The sequence below is a fragment of the Janthinobacterium sp. PLB04 genome, assembly GCF_021165895.1.
GTDB classification, from domain to species: Bacteria; Pseudomonadota; Gammaproteobacteria; order Burkholderiales; family Burkholderiaceae_D; genus Janthinobacterium; species Janthinobacterium lividum.
In genome coordinates this window covers 1,064,036-1,082,677 of sequence record NZ_CP088968.1, presented here as the reverse complement: position 1 = coordinate 1,082,677, position 18,642 = coordinate 1,064,036, and the positions used below count along the sequence as shown (strand labels likewise).

Genomic DNA, 18,642 nt, shown 5'->3' with positions numbered 1-18,642 from the left:
ACACTATGCAATGGGAAGTCGTCATCGGTCTTGAGAACCACGTGCAGCTCACGACCGAATCCAAAATTTTCAGCGGTTCGCCGATCAAGTACGGCGCCGAAGCCAACACGCAGGCCAGCCCAGTCGACCTGGCGCTGCCAGGCGTGCTGCCGGTGATGAACAAGCAGGCCGTCGACCGCGCGATCCGTTTCGGCCTGGCCGTCGGCGCCACCGTCGCGCCGCACTCGGTCTTCGCGCGCAAGAACTATTTTTATCCGGATTCGCCGAAGGGCTACCAGATCAGCCAGTTCGAGGACCCCGTCGTCATCGGCGGCGCCCTGACCTTCGGCTATGAAAAGGATGGCGAATTCGTCACCAAGACGGTCAACCTGACGCGCGCCCACCTGGAAGAAGACGCCGGCAAGTCGCTGCACGAAGACTACGCCGGCATGAGCGGCATCGACTTGAACCGCGCCGGCACGCCGCTGCTGGAAATCGTCTCGGAACCGGAAATCCGCAGCGCCGCCGAAGCCGTGGCCTACGCCAAGGCGCTGCACTCGCTGGTCATGTGGTTGGGCGTGTGCGACGGCAACATGCAGGAAGGCTCGTTCCGCTGCGACGTCAACGTTTCAGTGCGCCCCGTCGGCCAGAAGGAATTCGGCACCCGCTGCGAAATCAAGAACCTGAACTCCTTCCGCTTCATCGAGGAAGCCGTGCACGTGGAAGTGCGCCGCCAGATCGAACTGATCGAAGATGGCGGCAAGGTCGTGCAGGCGACGCGCCTGTATGATCCGGACCGCAAGGAAACGCGCGAAATGCGCAGCAAGGAAGACGCCCAGGATTACCGCTACTTCCCGGATCCTGACCTGCCGCCACTGGTCATCTCGCAAGCGTGGATCGACACCGTCAAGGCCTCGATGCCGGAACTGCCGGCCGCCATGCGCGCCCGTTTCATCAGCGAATACGCGCTGCCGGACTACGATGCGCTGGTGCTGACGCAATCGAAAGCCATGGCCACCTATTTCGTCTCCGTGGTCGACAAGGCCGGCAAGGAAAACGCCAAGGCCGCCGCCAACTGGCTGATGGGCGACGTCTCGTCGACCCTGAACCGCGAAGGCGTGGACCTGGACGATGCCCCCGTCTCCGCCGCGCAGCTGGCCGCCATGCTCAAGCGCATCGCCGACGGCACGATCTCGAACAAGGCGGCGAAAGAAGTCTTCGCCGGCATGTGGGAAGCGAAGTCCAGCGACGAGCACCTGGTCGACGCCATCATCGACGCCAAGGGCCTGAAACAGATCTCGGATTCGGGCGCCCTGGAAGCCATCGTCGATGAAGTACTGGCGGCCAACGCCAAGTCGGTGGAGCAATACCGCGCCGGCAAGGAGGCAGCCATCAACGCGCTGATCGGCCAGGCTATGAAAGCATCCAAGGGCAAGGCCAACCCGGCCCAGCTGACGGAACTGCTGAAGGCCAAGCTGGCGGGCTAACTCTCCCCATCCCCAAAAAAGACGCTGCGGCGTCTTTTTTTTCGCCTGTACGCATCGTTTATAAACAGTCTTGTCTAGACTTTTCCTCTTCCTTCAAGGGCGTTTTCAGACCGCCAGAAATTAAAGTATACATTTTTGTCTACAAGGTTTAATCTAGCCATATTGAATTTCAGGCAAGAGGAAAACAGCATGGCCAAGACGCACGACATCCCGAAACCGACGGCAGCCGAACTCGATCTGCTGCAGGCACTATGGCCGCTGGGCGCCGCCACGGCCAAGCAGGTACACGAGGCGATGGCGATGGCCAAGCCTGCCATCACGTATGGCACCGTGCTGCGCCTGATGCAGATCATGCACGGCAAGGGCTTGCTGATCCGCGACGCAAGCCAGCGTTCGCACGTGTATGCGCCGGCCCAGGCGCAGGACAGCCTGCAGACGAACCTGCTCAAGGAATTGATGCAGAAGGCCTTTGCCGGTTCGGCCAAGGCGCTGGTGCTGGCGGCGCTGCGCACTGGCGTGTCGCGCGCCGAACGCGAGGAAATCGAAAAAATGCTCAAGGACGATCAGTCATGAACGGCTTCGTGCCGGCGCTAGGCTGGACCCTGCTGCACTTCCTGTGGCAAGGCTTGCTGATCGGCTGCGCCACGGCGCTGGCGTGGGCGGCCCTGCGCAATGCGCGTGCGGAGGCGCGCTACGCCGTCGGTTGCGGCGCCCTGCTGGCCTGCCTAGCATGGCCGGCGGCGGGCTTGTGTCTGCGCCTGGCCGGCGGCGATGCCACGGGCGCCCGGTACTCCAGCGCCTTGCTGCCGACCGCCCTGCTGGCGCCCGACAGCCTGCCCGAGCTGGACTTGCTGCTGCGCGCCATCGTCGGCGTGTGGGCGCTGTGCGCCGCCGTGCTGGCCGTACGCATGGCGCTGGGCATGCTGTGGATAGAGCGCAGCGCCAGGAACACCGGCGCCACGCATGGACAACTGCAGACAAGGCTGTCGCGCATGGCCCAGGATGCCGGCGTGACGCGGCCCGTGCGGCTGCGCGTGCTAAACGGCATCGCCAGCCCGCTGGCGGCCGGCATCTGGCGCCCCATGGTGCTGGTGCCCGCTTCGCTGGTCACCGGCATGCCGCCGCACCTGCTCGACGCGCTGCTGGCGCACGAACTGGCGCATATCCGGCGCCACGACTATCTGATCAACCTGCTGCAAAACGCCATCGAGGCGCTGCTGTTCTTCCACCCGGCCGTCTGGTGGATTTCACGCGGCGTGCGCCTCGAACGCGAACACATTGCAGATGATTTCGCAGCAAGACAACTGGGCGAACCGCGGCGTCTGGCTCTTGCACTCTCGGAACTGGAACGCCTCCAGTTCTCAACCCACCACCTGGCCCAGGCGGCCAACGGAGGAGATCTTATGTCACGTATCAAACGATTGCTGCGCCCCGCACCACAAACCCTGAACTGGAAAGCGGCCATACCGCTGCTGGCCCTGGCCGGCGCCTGCCTCGGCATCTACGGCCAGGCCATGGCCGCCGACAGCGCACCCGTGCTGGAACGCCGCCCTGTCATCGACTTTGGCGTCTGCGGCAAGCCGGTCTGGCCAGCCGCATCGCTGCAGGCGAAGGAAGAGGGCACGGTCAACATGTCCTTCGACGTGAATGCCACCGGCAAGGTAACGGGATCGAGCGTGGTCAAAAGCAGCGGCCATCCGGCCCTCGACGAGGCGGCGCGCAGCGGCATCGCCAAGTGCACGTTCAAGCCAGCCCTCGCTGGCGGCAAGCCGGTCAGCGCCAGCGTCAAGGTGCAATACGTCTGGAGCCTGAACTAAAAGCAGCGGCGGCGGCGTTGCAACATCGCAGCAGCGCTGCCGCCGCCCGCTTGCGGGTATGATCATGGATTCTTCCACGCACCTGTGAACACGCCATGAACAAGATCAAAACCGGCCTGGTGGGCTACGGCTTTGCCGGCTCCACCTTCCACGCGCCTGTACTCTCCGCCATCGAAGCCCTGGAACTGACGGCCGTCGCTTCCAGCAAGCCGGAGCTCGTACACAAGGATTGGCCGCACGCGACCGTGTATGCGGAGCCCGCGCAACTGTTTGCCGATCCGTCCATCGAACTGGTCGTCATCGCCGCACCCAACGAGGCGCATTTCAGCTTGGCGCAGGCGGCCCTGCAAGCGGGCAAGCACGTGGTGGTCGACAAGCCATTCACCATTTCCAGCACCGAAGCACAGAGCCTGATCGCGCTGGCAAAAGAGCGCAAGCTGGTGCTCAGCGTGTATCACAACCGGCGCTGGGATGGCGACTTCCTGACCCTGAAAGCGCTGCTGGCCCAGGGTACCCTGGGGCGTATCGCCAGCGTCGAATCGCATTTCGACCGCTTCCGCCCCGAGATCCGCCAGCGCTGGCGCGAGTCCGGCGCGCCGGGCGGCGGTTTGCTGTACGACCTGGGCCCGCACATGCTGGACCAGGCCATGCAGCTGTTCGGCCAGCCGGAAAAGCTGTACGCCGATATCGTCCTGCAGCGCGATGGCGCGCAAGCCGTCGACTACATGCACATCGTTCTGTACTACGACCGGCTGCGCGTGGTGCTGCAAGCGGGCTGCCTGGTAAAGGCGCCGACGGCGCGCTTCGCCGTGCATGGCGACAAGGGCAGTTTCGTGAAGTTTGGCCTCGATCCGCAGGAAGATGCCCTGAAGGCGGGCGGCGGGCCGGGACAGCCCGGCTGGGGCGTGGACCCCGTGCGCGGCGCGCTGCATCTGGGCACGCAACCAGACGGACATTTCGAACACCTCGAGATGCAGGCGGGCCGCTACCAGGACTTTTACCAGGGCATGGCCGACGCCATCCGCCACGGCGCAGCGGCGCCCGTGGCGGCCGAAGATGCGGCGGCGGCGATACGCCTGATCGAACTGGCGCTGCAAAGCGCGGCCGAAGGGCGCGTGCTCACGGTCAGTTGATCGACGTCAGTTGATAACGAAGGCCAGCACCACGGCGCCCAGCGCCAGCAGGGCCAGGCCGCAAAGGAACAGCAGTTCGCCCCACCATTCGTGGCGCAAGCGCGACTGGCCGGGGCGCAGCGACATGAACGAGAGCACGGCGCTGACGAGAAAGACGATGGCATCGATGGCCAGCAGCTTGTCGATGGCCACGCGCACCTCGCCGCGCGGTGCCAGGTGCCCGATCGACAGCACCGTCATGCACACGCCGACCATCGTCGCCGACGTGGGCAGGATATGGGCAGACAAACCGCGCGCCGGCACGCCTCGCTCGGGCGCCTTGCCGTCGCCCGGCATCAAGGCCGGCCCTGGTTCGTTCCCGCCGGCCAGACCAGCTCCACGCGCGCGGAGCTGCCCGCCTTGACCTGCACAGTGCGTTCCAGTGTCTTGCCGGCCAGCGTGGCGCGCAGGCTGTAGCTGCCCGGCGGCAGCTTTGCCAGCAGGAACGGTCCGCTGGCCGTCGTTTCCAGCACCGGCGCGCCCTTGGCGTCGCGTACCTCCAGCTTCACGTCGGAGGCAAATTCCGCCTTGCCCGCCGCCTGCACGGAAAACACGAGACTCAAGGGCCAATGCCGGCTGGCGCTCTGGATGGCCGTCGATTCATCGAGGCCGATGCCGCCGCTCAGGTATTCCACCGCCCCGCTTTTCTGCACGGGCGGCAGTGCGCTGTCGGTTTGGGCCTGCGCCGCACTTCCCAGCAACAGCCCGGCGGCCAGCATTACCGCCGCCAGGTTCAAGGTACCGCGTCTGTCTGGTGCCATCTCACTCTCCTCATGTCGTTTGAATCAAGATAGGAAGCGCAGCTTAGGCCAGTCTTAGGTTAGCGCCGGCGCATGGCCTCGGCGATCTTCTGGTCCGTCTTGTACTGGCTCAGCGCATATACGGCCCAGATCGTCGCAGGCAGCCAGCCGATCAAGGTGATTTGCAGGATCAGGCAAATGATGCCGGCGATCGGACGGCCGATCGTGAAAAAGGTCAGCCACGGGAGTAACAGGGCAATCAGCAAGCGCATCGTTGGTTCCTTGAGTATTCCCCTGTACCGCGGGGACCGGGCCGGCATGCGCCGGCGGTGAATTCAGTTGAACCGATTATAACGATACCGGCGCCTCACGGCGCTACGGGTGCCAGCAGTTTCTCCATCCACGCCAGAATGGCCGCGAAGATGACGTCGCGGTTCACTTCATTGAAGTTCTCGTGATAATTGGCCGGATAGTAGTGATAGTCGAGCAGGCCATCGGGCACGCTGCGCAGCATGCTCTCCGTGGCGCGGCTGTTGGCCAGCTTGTCGTCGCCCGCCACCACGGCGAACAGGGGGAAGCGCCAGTCCGACAAGCCACCCGCCAATTCCTTTTGCGCCGACGTCAGCGCATGGGCAAAGCGCACCGACGCCGCACTGGCGCGTATGCCGTCGCGCTCGTCCTGGAAATGGCGCGCGGTGATGGTTTGATCGTGCGTCAGCAGCATGGTCAAGTTTCCTAGCGGCACCTTCATCATGGCGAAGCGCTGCGCCAGCCAGCCCGACAGCATCTGCAGCACCTTCGGCACGGGAATCGCATTCACGTAATACGGCGATGAGATGATGAAGCCTTTGATCGCCGGGTCGCCCGCGAAGCGCCGCAGCCCCAGGTGCGTGGCGATCAGGCCGCCCATGGAATGGCCCATGACGAATACGGGCAAGCCCGGATACGCCTGCTTGACCCAGGCGAGGAACAGCTCCGCGTCGTCGAGGAAGGCATCGAACGAAGGGATATCGACCTTGCGCTTGCCATCATGGCCCACCATGTCGAAGCTGACGGTGGCGAAACCGTGCTGGCGGAAATACAGCGCCGGCGTGACGTAGTCGCCCGCATGCGCCATGCCGCCGTGGATCGCCAGGATCACTGCACGTGGCTGGATTTGCTCCGGCTGCCAGATGTGGATCGGCCGCTCGACCTGGTCGCTGCACCGCAGGCTGGCCATCTTGTCTTCTGAAAAACGCATCGCTGCTCCTGTCATGCCCTGTCACGCCTTCAGATGATCGATCAACTGGCGCGCATACAGGGGTAATTCACTGAACTGGCGCACGCAGATTGTCAGATTGCGTACCGACCAGGGATCGGATAATTCAAGGCAGCGCAGCGCCATCGTCTGCTGGCAGCGGCTGGCAGCCGCCAGCGGCACCACGCTGATGCCCACGCCGCTGGCCACCATGCGGCAGACGGCATCGAAACTGCGCAGGCGCACGCGCACCTTCAACGGACGCCCCAGGCGCGCCGCATGCATGCCCAGGTACTGCTGCATCGCGCTGTCGTCGGCCAGGCCGATGAAATCGTGATCCAGCACGCTGGCGAAGTCGACGACGCCATCCTGGCCGAGCGCGCGGTGGTGCACGCCGTCGGCCGCGGCGATGACCACCAGCCGGTCGGGGCGGAACAAGAACGTCTGCAAGCCGCGCATGTCGACCGAGTCGGACACGATGCCCATGTCGGCCAGCCCTTCCGAGACAGCCTTGACGATATCGTAACTGAGGCGCTCTTCCAGGTCGATGGTCAGGTTCGGATGGCGGTCGAGAAAAGCGCCGAGCGCCTCGGGCAAGAACTCGCTGAGCGCGGCCGTATTGCACAGCAGCCGCAACTGCCCTTTCAAGCCACGCGCAAATTCGCCAAGCTCGCCGCGCATTTTTTCCATTTGCAGCAGCACCAGGCGCGCATGATGCAGCAAGGTCTGGCCCACGGGCGTCGGCTCCACGCCGCGCCGCCCGCGCAGCAGCAGGGGCATGCCCAGCATCTCTTCCATGCCGCGCACGCGCGCGCTGCTGGAGGCCAATGCGAGATGGCTGCGCGCGGCGCCCGCCGTCAGGCTGCCCGCCTCCACCACGTTGACAAACAGCTGCAAATCGACCAGATCAAAGCGCATGGCGGCTCTCCTTTTCGCCATCTTATCAGCCTTCGTATTTTACTTAGGCTGACTCAAAATAATCCACCTTGGCGAAATCCCCGGGCAAGCGCAGAATCCACGCAAAATCACTCTGGATAAAAAAGATGGAGACGTCATTCCTGCTGGCTGTCGGCGCCAGCTTCCTCGTCGCTGGCTTCGTCAAGGGCGTAGTCGGACTGGGCTTGCCGACAGTGGCCATGGGCACGCTCAGCCTTGTCATGCCGCCCGTGCAGGCGGCTGCCCTGCTGATCGTGCCATCGATGGTGACGAACGTCTGGCAACTGGCGGCGGGTCCCGGCCTGCGCGCCCTGCTGCGCCGTTTGTGGCCCATGCTGGCGGCCGTCATGGCGGGCACCCTGGCGGGCGGCGCCCTGCTGCCGACCGACAGCGGGGTCTGGGCCGTCGTCGCGCTGGGCGTGGCGCTGATGCTGTACGCGCTGGCCGGCCTGTTCTCGCTGCAGTTGCGCGTGCCGGCCCGGCACGAAGCGTGGCTGGGGCCCGTCGCGGGCGCGGCGACAGGGCTGGTGACGGCCGCCACGGGCGTGTTCGTCATCCCCGCCGTGCCATATCTGCAGGGACTGGGGCTGGCGCGCGATGCACTGGTGCAGGCGCTGGGCCTGGCGTTTACGGCATCGACCGTGGCGCTGGCGGCCAGCCTGGCCCTGCACGGCGACTTCAGCCTGGGCGCGGCGGGCGCCTCCGCATATGCGCTGCTGCCGGCGCTGGCCGGCATGCTGGCCGGTCAATGGCTGCGCGGACGCATCGCGCAGCAGGTATTCAAACGGTGTTTTTTTGCCGGGCTGTTCGCCCTGGGCTTGCATGCGGCGCTCAAGCCATGGCTGGCGTGATGCAGATAGACTGGCAAGGGGACAGCGCGCTGTGCGCGTGGATCGACGGCCAGCAGGTGGCCATGCTCGACATCAGCAAGTGCGGGGACGGGGTGACGGTGAACATGCTGTTCGTGAAACCGCCATTCCGGCGGCGCGGCATCGGCGGCGCGCTGCTGCGGCGGCTACTGCAATGCCATCCGCAAGCTGCCACCGCCTGCAGCGACCCGCGGCTGCGGGCGCTGCTGGACAAGACGACTTAAATACCGTAGCGCGTGCGGTAGGCGGAAACAGCCTCTTTATGTTTCAGCAGTTCCGGATCGGCGCCCGCGCCATTCAGGTAGCCGAACAAGTCGTCCAGATTGCCGATCGAGATGACGGGGATGCCGTACTGTTTCGACACTTCCTGCACCGCCGAACTTGGCGACAGCTGGCCGTCCGGGCCGGAACGCTCCATGCGGTCCAGGGCGATCAGCACGGCGCATGGCTCGGCGCCGGCGGCACGGATCATGTCCACCGATTCGCGCACCGAGGTACCGGCCGAGATCACATCGTCAATGATGACAACCTTGCCATGCAGCTTGGCGCCGACGATGGTGCCGCCTTCGCCATGGTCCTTGGCTTCCTTGCGGTTGAAGGCGAACGAAGTGTTGCGACCCTTGCCGGCCAGCGCCACGGCGGTGGCCGATGCCAGGGTGATGCCCTTGTAGGCGGGGCCGAACAGCATGTCGAATTCGACGCCCGAGTCCAGCAGGGTCTGCGCGTAGAACTGCGCCAGCTCGGCCAGGGTGGCGCCGTCGTGGAACAGGCCTGCATTGAAGAAGTACGGCGACTGGCGTCCGGCCTTGGTGGTGAACTCGCCAAACCGCAAGACTCCCTTGGATACTGAAAACGCGATAAACTGCTGGCGTAAATTATTCACATTAGCCTCATTTTTTAAAAGTGCCTGTATTTTAATCCGCGCGCACCGGCGAGACAATCGCCATGCCGCGCCCGCCGGCCCCGTCCAGCGCCCTTTTCACTCTCGACCTATGCCAAAAATTATCTCCGCCAACCTGAACGGCATCCGTTCCGCCGCCAAAAAAGGCTTTTTCAACTGGATGGGCACGCAAACGGCCGATTTCATCTGCGTGCAGGAATTGAAGGCGCAACTGCCCGACATGACGCCGGAATTCCTCAACCCACACGGCTACCATGGCCATTTCCACTACGCTGAGAAAAAGGGCTATTCCGGCACGGGCGTGTACAGCAAGGTCGAACCGGACGCCGTGCATATCGGCTTCGGCAGCCCCGAATTCGATGCCGAAGGCCGCTATGTGCGCTGTGATTTTGGCAACCTGTCCGTCATTTCCGTGTACTGCCCGTCCGGCTCGTCCGGCCCGGAACGCCAGGAAGCCAAGTTCCGCTTCATGGAACTGTTCCTGCCGCACCTGCTGGCATTGAAGGCGCTGGGCCGCGAAGTGGTCATCTGCGGCGACTGGAACATCGCCCACCATGAAATCGACCTGAAAAACTGGAAGGGCAACAAGAAGAATTCCGGCTTCCTGCCCGAGGAACGCGCATGGCTGACGCGCGTCTTCGACGAAGTGGGCTTTGTCGACGTACACCGCGGCCTGGACAAGCGCGAAGACCAGTACACCTGGTGGAGCAACCGCGGACAAGCCTACGCGAAGAACGTGGGCTGGCGCATCGACTACCACGTCGCCACGCCCGGCATCGCGGCCCAGGCGCATACGGTCAGCGTCTACAAGGACGAGCGTTTTTCCGACCATGCGCCGCTGATCATCGATTACACGGTCAAGAGCTGATCTTTGACACGTCGCGGGTGGTGTCGGCTTACGCCTGATCTGCCGTAGGTCGGATTAGGTCCGCAGGACCGTAATCCGACAACATTGTTGGCTGTGTCCTTGGTGGTGTGGGTTACGCAAGCACGCGCCGGCTTTCGAAATGGCGCATTTCGCCCGTCAACGGGTCGGCAAATTCGATGGCCCGCGCCAGCAGCTGCAAGGGCTGCGACATGTCGTCCTCCTTGCACGGCAGGGCCACCGGGTAAAACGCATCGTTGACGATGGGGATGCCCAGCGAGGCCAGGTGCACGCGCAATTGATGCTTGCGCCCCGTGTGCGGCTGCAGCCGGTACAGGTTGACGTCGCCGCGCTCTTCGATCACGTCGATGATGGTTTCCGAATTCGGCTCGCCTGCTTCCTCGCGCATGAGGAAAAACTGCGCGCCTTCGACCATGCGGCTGCGGTAGGCAAATGGAAAATCGCGGCCATCGAGGCGCGGCGCCAGGGCCTCGTAGGTCTTGCGCACTTCGCGGCGCTGGAACAGCGATTGATACGCGCCGCGGCTGGCGATATGGCGCGAAAAAATCACCACGCCGGCCGTCTCGCGGTCGAGGCGATGGATCGGCGTCAGCTCGGCGCAGTCCAGCTTTTTCTTCAGGCGCGTCAGCAGGGTCTCCTGCACGAAACGCCCGGCCGGCGTCATGGGCAGGAAGTGCGGCTTGTCGACCACGATCAAATGCTCGTCCTGGAACAGGATCTCTTCCTGGAACGGGATCGGCGTTTCGCGCTCCAGCTCGCGGTAGTAAAAAATGCGCATGCCGCGCCGGTATGCGCTGTCGGGCGCCAGCACGGCGCCGTCACCGTTGACCACTTCGCCGCGCGCCATGCGGTCCCGCCATTGCGCGGCGCTGATCTGCGGATAGCGCTCGAGCAGAAACGCCAGCATGTCGGGCCACTGCCCTTCCGGCAGCCACAGGTAGCTGGGCGCCACACCGTCGCGCATGGGCAAGGGTGCGGCGATGTGGCGGTTCGACATCCTAGCGCTGCGCGATGGCGTTGCTGCGGTATGGCGGCAAGGCGTCCACGCTGACGCCCTTGCTGCGCGCGTACAGGGGCAGCACTTGCGTCATGTGGCTGTTCATCTGCGAGATGCGGTCCTTGCCCGACGGGTGGGTCGAGAGGAATTCCGGCGGCGCGCCCGCGCTCACGGCCGCCATCTTCTGCCACAGCACCACGCCGGCGCGCGGATCGAAGCCGGCGCGCGCGGCCAGGTCCATGCCGATCAGGTCCGCTTCGCGTTCATCGTCGCGCGAGAATTTCAGCATCACCCCCTTGGCCGCCATATTCGTGGCGGTACTGGTCAGATTCGGGTCGACGCCGAGCCAGGCCGACAGGCCGGCGCCGGCCAGCTTGGCGCCGACGGCGGCCAGGTTGCCCTTGCCGGCCTGCGCCTGCGAATGTTCGCGCAAGGCGTGCGAGATTTCATGGCCCATGACGACGGCCACTTCATCGTCGGTCAGGTTCAGCTTGGTGATGATGCCGCTGTAAAAGGCGATCTGCCCGCCCGGCATGCAAAAGGCGTTGACCTCGTCCGAGTTGAGCAGGTTGATCTGCCAGTTCCAGCTGGCCGCCGCCTCGTTCCAGCGCGTGGCGAACGGGATGATGCGCTGGGCGATGGCGCGCAGGCGCTTCACTTGCGGATCGCTGTCCGGCACCAGCGCATTTTTTTCCTTCGCTTCGTTGACCAGCTGCGTATATTGCTGCTTCGACTGTGCATTGAAATCGGCACCGCCGGCAAAGATGCGCGAGGTCGACAAGGGACGCACCTTGATGCCATCCTGCACTGTCGCCTGCTGGGCGGAGACGGACAGGGGCGCCAGCGCGGTGGCCGCGCACAGGCTGGCCAGGACGGTGTAACGTTTAAGGGATATTGGTGCCATTGGCAGACCTCCATGGAGCGATTTTAGGCAGCATCATCATGGCCGGGAAGGCCAGGAAGAAGCAAACGATGAAAAACGAGAACCAGCCCAGCTCGGCGACGAGGAAGCCCACCGAGGCATTGATCAGGGTGCGCGGCACGGCGCTCAGGCTGGAAAACAGCGCATATTGCGTGGCCGTGTAGCGCGGGTCCGTCGTGCGTGACAGGAACGCGACAAAGGCGGCCGCACCCAGGCCCAGGCTGGCGAAAGCTTCGAAGCCGATCACGGCGCTCAATAGCATGGTGTTCGGCCCCACCTGCGCCAGCCAGGCGAATCCGAGGATGGCGATGGCCTGCAGCGCGCCAAACACCCACAGGCCCCGGTTGATGCCCAGCTTGAGCATCCAGATGCCGCCCACCACGCCGCCGGCCAGGCTGGCCCAGAAACCCGTGGTATTGGCGGCCAGGCCGATCTGCGTCATGGAAAAACCCAGGTCGAGATAAAACTTCGTCGCCAGCGCCGTGGCCATGCTGTCGCCGATTTTGTAGAGTAATACGAAGGCGAGGATCCACATTGCGTTACGCCAACCATCGCGCGCGATGAACTCCTGGAACGGCAGGATGATCGCTTCGCGCATGGTCTTCGGCGGCGAGCCATACACGGTCGGCTCCCTGACAAGCAAGGTGCACACGAGGCCTGGCAGCATGAAGGCCGCCGTGATCCAGAACACGGGCTGCCACGGCATGCGGTCGGCCAGGATCAGCGACAGCGCACCCGGCACCATGCCCGCCACTTTATACGCGTTGACGATGACGGCGGCGCCCAGGCCCTGCTCGTTATCGCTGAGGATTTCGCGCCGGTAGGCGTCGATGACGATGTCCTGGCTGGCCGACAGGAAGGCCACGCCGCCGGCGGCGGCCGCGATCAGGCCGATCTGCGTGAGCGGATCGAGCATGCCCATGCCGCCGATGGAAAAGAACAGCGCCACTTGCGTCAGGGCCATCCAGCCGCGCCGGCGTCCCAGTCCCAGGATGCGGTAGCGGTCCATCAGGGGCGCCCACAGGAATTTCCAGATGTACGGGAACTGCACCAGGGCGAACAGCCCCAGCGCCTTGACGTTCAAGCCCGACTTGGCCAGCCATGCCTGCAGCAGGTACAGCAGGATGAACAGGGGCAAGCCGGAACTGAAGCCCAGCACCAGCACGGCCAGCATGCGGCCATTGGCATAGGAACGCCAGCCTGGCGCCGGGCTTGTGGTCATCAATGCACCGCTTTTTTACGCAGGCGAAAGACGGCCAGGTCGCCGCGCAGGTTCGGCAGCACGGAGACCATCTTGCCTTCGGCCAGGGCCACGCATTCGATCACTTCCAGGCCGCATTCCTCGGCCAGTTCGCGGAAGTCATTGATGGTTGCGCAGCGTACGTTGGGCGTGTCATACCACTGGTAAGGCAGCGATTTCGACACGGGCATGCGGCCTTTGAGCAGCGCCACGCGGTGCGGCCAGTAGGCGAAGTTGGGGAACGAGACGATGGCCTCGGCGCCCACGCGCACGATGTCGCGCAGCAACGGCTCGACCTGCTTCATCATCTGCAAGGACGACAGGCACAGCACCGTATCAAAACTGTTGTCGCCAAAGATGGCCAGGCCCTTCTCCATGTCCTGCTGGATCACGTTCACGCCGCGCACGGTACTGGCCAGCACCTTGTCATCGGCGATCTCGATGCCGTAGCCGCTGCACTCCTTGTCGCTTTGCAGATACTGCAGCATCACGCCTTCGCCGCAGCCCACGTCCAGCACATGCGCGTTGTTCGGCACCCAGTGGGCGATGAAGGCCAGGTCGGGGCGCAGCGCGCTCAATTCGTCAAAAGTCATGCGGTCTCCTTCGCGCCCTGGCGGACGGCGGTGTGCTGTGCAGGAGCGGGCAAGCCCGCCCCGATGTCGTTCCATACCTGGCCATAATAGGCGCGCACCATGTTCATGTAGCGCGCATCTTCCAGCAGGAAGGCGTCGTGGCCGTGTGGCGCATCGATTTCCGCATACGTGACCTGGCGGCGGTTGCATACGAGCGCTTCGACAATCTCCCGGCTGCGCTCGGGCGAAAAGCGCCAGTCGGTGGAAAACGAGGCGAGGAAGAACTTGGCCTTCGTGCCCGACAGGGCCTTGGCCAGGTCGCCGCCATGCGCGCGCGCCGGGTCGAAATAATCGAGCGCCTTGGTGATCAATAAATACGTGTTGGCGTCGAAGTATTCGGAGAATTTGTCGCCCTGGTAGCGCAGATACGATTCGATCTCGAAGTCGATGCCGAAGCCGAATTTGTAGTCGCCCGTCTGCGCCGCGTCGCGCAGCTTGCGGCCGAATTTCTCGGCCATGTCATCGTTCGACAGATACGTGATGTGGCCCACCATGCGCGCCACGCGCAAGCCGTTCTTCGGCACTACGCCATGGGCATAGAAATCGCCGCCATGGTAATCGGGGTCGGACAGGATGGCCTGGCGCGCCACGTCATTGAAGGCGATATTCTGCGCCGACAGCTTGGCCGTCGAGGCGATTACCACGCAGTGGCGCAGGCGCTCGGGGAACATGATGCTCCACGCCAGCGCCTGCATGCCGCCCAGGGATCCCCCCATCACGGCGGCAAACTGCTTGACGCCCAGTTCATCGGCCAGGCGCGCCTGCGCGCTGACCCAGTCTTCCACCGTGACGACGGGGAAGGAGGCGCCATACGGCTTGCCGGTGGCGGGATTGGTGTGCATGGGGCCCGTCGAACCGAAGCAGGAACCCAGGTTGTTGACGCCGATGACGAAGAATTTGTTGGTGTCGAGCGGCTTGCCGGGACCAACCATATTGTCCCACCAGCCCGTGCTTTTCGGTTCGTCCGCGTAGACGCCGGCCACGTGGTGCGAGGCGTTCAGGGCGTGGCAGACCAGCACCGCGTTCGATTTGTCGGCGTTCAGGGTGCCGTAGGTTTCATACATCAACATATAGTCTTGCAGCGATGCTCCGCTTTGCAGCTGCAAGGGTTGCGCAAAATACATGGTTTGCGGCGAAACGATTCCAATGGATGACATGTGTGTCGGTTTATAAAAGGAGGTTGGCCCCACGGGCCATAGTCGATGCAGCACCGCGATGATAGGTGCTGCAACTTTAGCATCAGGACACATCTTGCCGCGCGCGATGTGTCCTGATGCTGATAGGGTGACAGTTTACATGAGCTGCAACTGTTGTACGGCTTCCGCGATCACATTTGGTTCCATGGAACGCATAATTTTGCGCATTTGTGGCGCAATCAGGCCCAGGTCGCTGTTAAGGATCTCTTGCTTGACCGCCAATAGTTGCGCTGGATGCATGGAAAACTCGCGCAGCCCCATGCCCAGCAGCAAGCGCGTAAGCTTCACGTCGCCCGCCATTTCGCCGCAGACGGCCACGTCGATGCCCGCCTTGTGGCCGGCGGCGATCGTCATGGAGATCAGTTGCAGCACGGCCGGGTGCAGCGGGTTGTACAAATGCGCCACCTCGTAATCGACGCGGTCGATGGCCAGCGTGTACTGGATCAAGTCATTCGTGCCGATCGACAGGAAATCCATGCGCTTGACGAACATGGGCAGGGCCAGCGCCGCGGCCGGGATCTCGATCATGGCGCCCACTTCGACCTCGTCGTCGAACTTGACGCCCTCCTCGCGCAGGCTGGCCTTCGCCTGCGCGATCATGGCCAGCGACTGGTCGATCTCGAACGCATGCGCCAGCATGGGAATCAGGATGCGCACCTTGCCAAAGGCGGAGGCGCGCAAAATGGCCCGCAGCTGCGTCAGGAACAGTTGCGGCTCGGCCAGGCAGTAACGGATGGCGCGCAAGCCCAGGGCGGGATTCAATGCCGTATGGTCGGCCTGGTCGAGCGGCTTGTCGGCGCCGATGTCCAAGGTGCGGATGGTCACCACGCGTCCCTTCATCGACTGCACCGTGTTGCGGTAAGCCTCGAACTGCTCGTCCTCGGTAGGTATCTTGTGGGCGCGGCCCATGAACAGGAATTCGGAGCGGAACAGGCCCACGCCGCTGGCGCCCGATTCCAGCGCAAACGGGCAATCCTCGGGCAACTCGATATTCGCCAGCAGGGTGATGGGCGTGCCGCATTTGGTCACGGCCGGCGTCTTTTTCAGCTTGCCCAGCTTTTTGCGCGCGCGCTGCATGGCCGTCTGGCGCTCGCGGTACTGTTCCAGCACCAGGGCGCTGGGGTTGGCGATGACGACGCCGGCATCGCCGTCGATGATCAGCCAGTCGTCCTGCTCGATCAGCATCGACGCCTGCGACATGCCGACGGCGGCCGGGATATCCAGGCTGCGCGCGACGATGGCCGTGTGCGAGTTCTGCCCGCCCACGTCGGTGATGAAGCCGATGAAGGAACGGTCGCGGAACTGCAGCATGTCGGCCGGCGAGATGTCGTGCGCGACGACGATCATCTGCGCCATCAATTCATCTTCGGCGGCCGCCTTGGGCAACAGCTGCTCGGTGCCCAGCAAGACTTTCAAGACGCGTTCGGCAACCTGCTGGATGTCGGCCTTGCGCTCGCGCAGGTACGGGTCTTCGATTTCGTCGAACTGGGCCGACAATTCATCGATCTGCGTGAGCAGCGCCCATTCGGCGTTGTAGTGGCGCTTGCGGATGATGTCGAGCGGCGCTTCGGAAATCATCGGATCGGACAGGATCAGCGCGTGCACGTCGATGAAGGCGCCCAGTTCCGTGGGCGCGTCCTTGGGCAGCTCGTTCCACAGGGTTTGCAGTTCCTTGTGGACGGTGGCGATGGCGCTTTGCAGGCGCTGGACTTCGGCTTCGATCTGTTCCTGGGCGACCAGGTAATGTTTGACGTCAAGGGCGGCCGGCGCCAGCAGATGCGCGCGGCCAATGGCGATGCCGCGGGAGACCGGGATGCCGTGGAGCGTGAAAGATGCCATGGGGTGACCTGTCGGAATGCGGCTGCGGCTGCGTTCGGCGGGCATTACTCGCCTTCGCCAAACCTGTCATTAATCAGGGCGGTGAGCGCATCGACACATGCCAGCTCATCATCGCCCTCGGCTTCCAGGGTCACTTTCGCGCCCTTGCCGGCGGCCAGCATCATCACGCCCATGATGGACTTGGCGTTGATGCGGCGCGCGTTGCGGGTCAGCCAGACGTCGCTCTTGAACTTGGCGGCGAGCTGGGTAAATTTGGCGGAAGCGCGTGCGTGCAATCCCAGCTTGTTGATGATTTCGAGTTCTTTTTGAATCATTTTTGTATGGTCTCTATCCCTGAATGCACTACGCTGATGACAATCTTGGCCTATAAAACCCGCCGCCTTCAGGGCGGCGGCCATGTACTTCCTTATTCGCCTACGCGGATGCGGTTATCGACGCGCACGGCGCCGCTTTGCGCGCCGGCCAGCGCCATCTCCACCACCACGTCGAGCGTGTCGCGGCGATACGTGATGGCGCGCAGCAGCATCGGCAGGCTGATGCCGGCGATGACTTCCACCCGACCCGCATCGGCCAGCTTGTTGCAGCAGTTCGACGGCGTGCCGCCCTTCACGTCGGTAATCACCAGCACGCCGGAGCCGTCATCGAGGCGGCAGATGGCGTCCGACGCCAGCTTCTGCACTTCCGCCAGGTCCTGGTCGGCGACGACGTCGATGGCTTCAAAACGTTCCGTTGGCCCGCGAAACACATGCGCGCAAGCGGCGATGAATGCCTGTCCCAGCGGTGCATGTGTCATGAGCAAAATCCCTACCATAGCCATTCCACTTTCTAGCGCTGCTGCGTTTGCGCAACGCCATGCTCGACGGCGTCGACAAACATGGCAGCCACGTCAAAACCCGTCTGCTGCATGATTTCCTGGAAGCAGGTCGGGCTGGTGACATTGACTTCCGTCAGATAGTCGCCGATCACGTCCAATCCTACCAGCATCAGGCCGCGCGCGGCCAGGATCGGACCCAGCTTTTCAGCGATTTCCAGGTCGCGCGCCGTCAATGGCTGCGCTACGCCCGTGCCGCCGGCGGCCAGGTTGCCCCGCACTTCGCCCGCCTGCGGGATGCGCGCCAGCGAAAATGGCACCGGCTTGCCGCCGATGACGAGGATGCGCTTGTCGCCCTTGTCGATGTCGGGGATAAACCGCTGCGCCATGATGGTTTGCGCGCCGTTCTCGCTCAGGGTCTCGATGATGGCGCCCAGGTTCAGGCCATCGGCCTTGACGCGGAAGATGCCCGTGCCGCCCATGCCGTCGAGCGGCTTGAAGATGACGTCCTGGTGCTTGGCGTGGAAGGCGCGCAGGCGCGCTTCGTTCGACGTCACCAGGGTCGGCGAGGTGAATTCGGAAAACTGGGCGATGGCCAGTTTTTCATTGTTGTCGCGGATGGCGGACGGCTTGTTGAAGACGCAGGCGCCCTGCTTTTCCGCCAGCTCCAGCAGATACGTGCCGTACACGTATTCCATGTCGAACGGCGGATCCTTGCGCTCGATGATGGCATCCAGGGCCGACAGGCGTACTTCCTCGGTGGAGACCACCTTGTACCAGTCGTGTTCGTCGCCCGTCAGCTCGATGTGCTGTACCCGTGCCGTGACGATGCCCTCTTCCAGCGCCATGTCCTTCTGTTCGAAGGCGTACACGGCGTGGCCGCGTTTGGCCGCCTCGCGCATCATGGCGAAAGTGGAATCTTTGTAAGTCTTGAAGCCTGCCAGCGGGTCGGCAAGGAATGCAATTTTCATGGTGCGTCCA

At 63.7% G+C, this 18,642-nt stretch carries 22 protein-coding genes; 7 read left to right on the top strand and 15 right to left on the bottom strand.

Features of this window, described 5'->3' with window-relative positions; translation table 11 throughout:
* The first annotated feature begins 5 nt into the window (after window positions 1-5).
* The 4 genes from gatB to LSO07_RS04735 all read left to right on the top strand — a co-directional run bounded on the left by gatB (window position 6) and on the right by LSO07_RS04735 (window position 4,416).
* Window positions 6-1,466 (top strand): Asp-tRNA(Asn)/Glu-tRNA(Gln) amidotransferase subunit GatB, encoded by a 1,461-nt coding sequence (gatB, locus tag LSO07_RS04750; RefSeq protein WP_151092596.1) that lies wholly within the window; start codon window positions 6-8, stop codon window positions 1,464-1,466.
* A gap of 189 nt (window positions 1,467-1,655) precedes the next feature.
* Window positions 1,656-2,039 (top strand): BlaI/MecI/CopY family transcriptional regulator, encoded by a 384-nt coding sequence (locus LSO07_RS04745; RefSeq protein ID WP_151092594.1) that lies wholly within the window; start codon window positions 1,656-1,658, stop codon window positions 2,037-2,039.
* On the top strand, window positions 2,036-3,283 hold the full coding sequence (locus LSO07_RS04740) for a M56 family metallopeptidase (protein WP_151092592.1): 1,248 nt from the start codon (window positions 2,036-2,038) through the stop codon (window positions 3,281-3,283). Before LSO07_RS04745 ends, LSO07_RS04740 begins: the two co-directional genes overlap by 4 nt.
* Before the next feature lie 95 nt (window positions 3,284-3,378).
* A complete protein-coding gene (locus LSO07_RS04735) occupies window positions 3,379-4,416 on the top strand; it encodes an oxidoreductase (protein WP_151092590.1) in 1,038 nt (345 codons plus the stop codon).
* A 6-nt stretch (window positions 4,417-4,422) separates the two neighbouring features.
* Here the strand turns inward: LSO07_RS04735 and LSO07_RS04730 are convergent, their stop codons facing one another.
* From LSO07_RS04730 to LSO07_RS04710, 5 genes are all read right to left on the bottom strand, one after another.
* Window positions 4,423-4,752, bottom strand: a complete 330-nt coding sequence (locus LSO07_RS04730) for a hypothetical protein (protein WP_052140357.1) — start codon at window positions 4,750-4,752, stop codon at window positions 4,423-4,425.
* On the bottom strand, window positions 4,752-5,216 hold the full coding sequence (locus LSO07_RS04725) for a carboxypeptidase-like regulatory domain-containing protein (RefSeq protein WP_151092588.1): 465 nt from the start codon (window positions 5,214-5,216) through the stop codon (window positions 4,752-4,754). The genes LSO07_RS04730 and LSO07_RS04725 overlap by 1 nt, the downstream gene beginning before the upstream one ends.
* Before the next feature lie 59 nt (window positions 5,217-5,275).
* Window positions 5,276-5,467 carry a YqaE/Pmp3 family membrane protein gene (locus tag LSO07_RS04720; RefSeq protein ID WP_034749384.1) on the bottom strand — a complete coding sequence of 64 codons (192 nt, stop codon included), beginning with the start codon at window positions 5,465-5,467 and terminating at the stop codon, window positions 5,276-5,278.
* A gap of 95 nt (window positions 5,468-5,562) precedes the next feature.
* Window positions 5,563-6,435 (bottom strand): alpha/beta fold hydrolase, encoded by an 873-nt coding sequence (locus LSO07_RS04715; RefSeq protein ID WP_151092586.1) that lies wholly within the window; start codon window positions 6,433-6,435, stop codon window positions 5,563-5,565.
* 21 nt (window positions 6,436-6,456) lie between these two features.
* Window positions 6,457-7,350, bottom strand: a complete 894-nt coding sequence (locus LSO07_RS04710) for a LysR substrate-binding domain-containing protein (RefSeq protein ID WP_034749390.1) — start codon at window positions 7,348-7,350, stop codon at window positions 6,457-6,459.
* A gap of 125 nt (window positions 7,351-7,475) precedes the next feature.
* Between LSO07_RS04710 and LSO07_RS04705 the strand changes: the two genes are divergently transcribed.
* Both LSO07_RS04705 and LSO07_RS04700 read left to right on the top strand, forming a co-directional pair.
* On the top strand, window positions 7,476-8,219 hold the full coding sequence (locus tag LSO07_RS04705; RefSeq protein ID WP_151092584.1) for a sulfite exporter TauE/SafE family protein: 744 nt from the start codon (window positions 7,476-7,478) through the stop codon (window positions 8,217-8,219).
* On the top strand, window positions 8,207-8,461 hold the full coding sequence (locus LSO07_RS04700; protein ID WP_070278325.1) for a GNAT family N-acetyltransferase: 255 nt from the start codon (window positions 8,207-8,209) through the stop codon (window positions 8,459-8,461). The genes LSO07_RS04705 and LSO07_RS04700 overlap by 13 nt, the downstream gene beginning before the upstream one ends.
* On the opposite strand, the gene pyrE is transcribed toward LSO07_RS04700, so the two are convergent.
* Window positions 8,458-9,120: an orotate phosphoribosyltransferase gene (pyrE, locus tag LSO07_RS04695; RefSeq protein ID WP_035824465.1), complete on the bottom strand. Its 663-nt coding sequence runs from the start codon at window positions 9,118-9,120 to the stop codon at window positions 8,458-8,460. The genes LSO07_RS04700 and pyrE overlap by 4 nt on opposite strands.
* A 109-nt stretch (window positions 9,121-9,229) precedes the next feature.
* Between pyrE and LSO07_RS04690 the strand changes: the two genes are divergently transcribed.
* Window positions 9,230-10,006: an exodeoxyribonuclease III gene (locus LSO07_RS04690; protein WP_151092582.1), complete on the top strand. Its 777-nt coding sequence runs from the start codon at window positions 9,230-9,232 to the stop codon at window positions 10,004-10,006.
* Between the two features lie 112 nt (window positions 10,007-10,118).
* Here the strand turns inward: LSO07_RS04690 and LSO07_RS04685 are convergent, their stop codons facing one another.
* The 9 genes from LSO07_RS04685 to gshB form a co-directional block, all read right to left on the bottom strand.
* Window positions 10,119-11,021 (bottom strand): pseudouridine synthase, encoded by a 903-nt coding sequence (locus tag LSO07_RS04685; RefSeq protein WP_151092580.1) that lies wholly within the window; start codon window positions 11,019-11,021, stop codon window positions 10,119-10,121.
* 1 nt (window position 11,022) lies between these two features.
* Entirely contained in the window at window positions 11,023-11,925 is a 903-nt protein-coding gene (locus tag LSO07_RS04680) for a M48 family metallopeptidase (protein ID WP_070278329.1), read from the bottom strand.
* Window positions 11,906-13,165 carry an AmpG family muropeptide MFS transporter gene (locus LSO07_RS04675; protein ID WP_151092578.1) on the bottom strand — a complete coding sequence of 420 codons (1,260 nt, stop codon included), beginning with the start codon at window positions 13,163-13,165 and terminating at the stop codon, window positions 11,906-11,908. The genes LSO07_RS04680 and LSO07_RS04675 overlap by 20 nt, the downstream gene beginning before the upstream one ends.
* The gene (gene metW, locus LSO07_RS04670; protein ID WP_034784683.1) at window positions 13,165-13,776 is read right to left on the bottom strand and encodes a methionine biosynthesis protein MetW; all 612 of its coding nucleotides are present in this window, start codon (window positions 13,774-13,776) and stop codon (window positions 13,165-13,167) included. The genes LSO07_RS04675 and metW overlap by 1 nt, the downstream gene beginning before the upstream one ends.
* Window positions 13,773-14,939: a homoserine O-succinyltransferase MetX gene (gene metX, locus LSO07_RS04665; RefSeq protein WP_034784682.1), complete on the bottom strand. Its 1,167-nt coding sequence runs from the start codon at window positions 14,937-14,939 to the stop codon at window positions 13,773-13,775. The genes metW and metX overlap by 4 nt, the downstream gene beginning before the upstream one ends.
* A 168-nt stretch (window positions 14,940-15,107) precedes the next feature.
* Entirely contained in the window at window positions 15,108-16,850 is a 1,743-nt protein-coding gene (gene ptsP / locus LSO07_RS04660; protein WP_034785303.1) for a phosphoenolpyruvate--protein phosphotransferase, read from the bottom strand.
* A 44-nt stretch (window positions 16,851-16,894) separates the two neighbouring features.
* Window positions 16,895-17,164 carry an HPr family phosphocarrier protein gene (locus LSO07_RS04655; protein ID WP_070254359.1) on the bottom strand — a complete coding sequence of 90 codons (270 nt, stop codon included), beginning with the start codon at window positions 17,162-17,164 and terminating at the stop codon, window positions 16,895-16,897.
* 92 nt (window positions 17,165-17,256) lie between these two features.
* Window positions 17,257-17,661: a PTS sugar transporter subunit IIA gene (locus LSO07_RS04650; RefSeq protein ID WP_035824452.1), complete on the bottom strand. Its 405-nt coding sequence runs from the start codon at window positions 17,659-17,661 to the stop codon at window positions 17,257-17,259.
* 14 nt (window positions 17,662-17,675) lie between these two features.
* Window positions 17,676-18,632, bottom strand: coding sequence for a glutathione synthase (gshB, locus tag LSO07_RS04645; RefSeq protein ID WP_092612705.1), 957 nt, complete (start codon window positions 18,630-18,632; stop codon window positions 17,676-17,678).
* Window positions 18,633-18,642: the final 10 nt, after the last annotated feature.

Bases quoted from the DNA above. Each gene is read 5' to 3' on its own strand.
- metX (WP_034784682.1), bottom strand. From the start codon at position 14,939: ATGTATTTTGCGCAACCCTTGCAGCTGCAAAGCGGAGCATCGCTGCAA.
- LSO07_RS04740 (WP_151092592.1), top strand. From the start codon at position 2,036: ATGAACGGCTTCGTGCCGGCGCTAGGCTGGACCCTGCTGCACTTCCTG.
- metW (WP_034784683.1), bottom strand. From the start codon at position 13,776: ATGACTTTTGACGAATTGAGCGCGCTGCGCCCCGACCTGGCCTTCATC.
- LSO07_RS04675 (WP_151092578.1), bottom strand. From the start codon at position 13,165: ATGACCACAAGCCCGGCGCCAGGCTGGCGTTCCTATGCCAATGGCCGC.
- LSO07_RS04650 (WP_035824452.1), bottom strand. From the start codon at position 17,661: ATGGTAGGGATTTTGCTCATGACACATGCACCGCTGGGACAGGCATTC.
- LSO07_RS04690 (WP_151092582.1), top strand. From the start codon at position 9,230: ATGCCAAAAATTATCTCCGCCAACCTGAACGGCATCCGTTCCGCCGCC.
- LSO07_RS04710 (WP_034749390.1), bottom strand. From the start codon at position 7,350: ATGCGCTTTGATCTGGTCGATTTGCAGCTGTTTGTCAACGTGGTGGAG.
- LSO07_RS04720 (WP_034749384.1), bottom strand. From the start codon at position 5,467: ATGCGCTTGCTGATTGCCCTGTTACTCCCGTGGCTGACCTTTTTCACG.
- LSO07_RS04655 (WP_070254359.1), bottom strand. From the start codon at position 17,164: ATGATTCAAAAAGAACTCGAAATCATCAACAAGCTGGGATTGCACGCA.
- LSO07_RS04700 (WP_070278325.1), top strand. From the start codon at position 8,207: ATGGCTGGCGTGATGCAGATAGACTGGCAAGGGGACAGCGCGCTGTGC.
- gshB (WP_092612705.1), bottom strand. From the start codon at position 18,632: ATGAAAATTGCATTCCTTGCCGACCCGCTGGCAGGCTTCAAGACTTAC.
- LSO07_RS04685 (WP_151092580.1), bottom strand. From the start codon at position 11,021: ATGTCGAACCGCCACATCGCCGCACCCTTGCCCATGCGCGACGGTGTG.
- LSO07_RS04735 (WP_151092590.1), top strand. From the start codon at position 3,379: ATGAACAAGATCAAAACCGGCCTGGTGGGCTACGGCTTTGCCGGCTCC.
- LSO07_RS04745 (WP_151092594.1), top strand. From the start codon at position 1,656: ATGGCCAAGACGCACGACATCCCGAAACCGACGGCAGCCGAACTCGAT.
- LSO07_RS04680 (WP_070278329.1), bottom strand. From the start codon at position 11,925: ATGGCACCAATATCCCTTAAACGTTACACCGTCCTGGCCAGCCTGTGC.
- LSO07_RS04715 (WP_151092586.1), bottom strand. From the start codon at position 6,435: ATGCGTTTTTCAGAAGACAAGATGGCCAGCCTGCGGTGCAGCGACCAG.
- ptsP (WP_034785303.1), bottom strand. From the start codon at position 16,850: ATGGCATCTTTCACGCTCCACGGCATCCCGGTCTCCCGCGGCATCGCC.
- gatB (WP_151092596.1), top strand. From the start codon at position 6: ATGCAATGGGAAGTCGTCATCGGTCTTGAGAACCACGTGCAGCTCACG.
- LSO07_RS04725 (WP_151092588.1), bottom strand. From the start codon at position 5,216: ATGGCACCAGACAGACGCGGTACCTTGAACCTGGCGGCGGTAATGCTG.
- LSO07_RS04730 (WP_052140357.1), bottom strand. From the start codon at position 4,752: ATGCCGGGCGACGGCAAGGCGCCCGAGCGAGGCGTGCCGGCGCGCGGT.
- LSO07_RS04705 (WP_151092584.1), top strand. From the start codon at position 7,476: ATGGAGACGTCATTCCTGCTGGCTGTCGGCGCCAGCTTCCTCGTCGCT.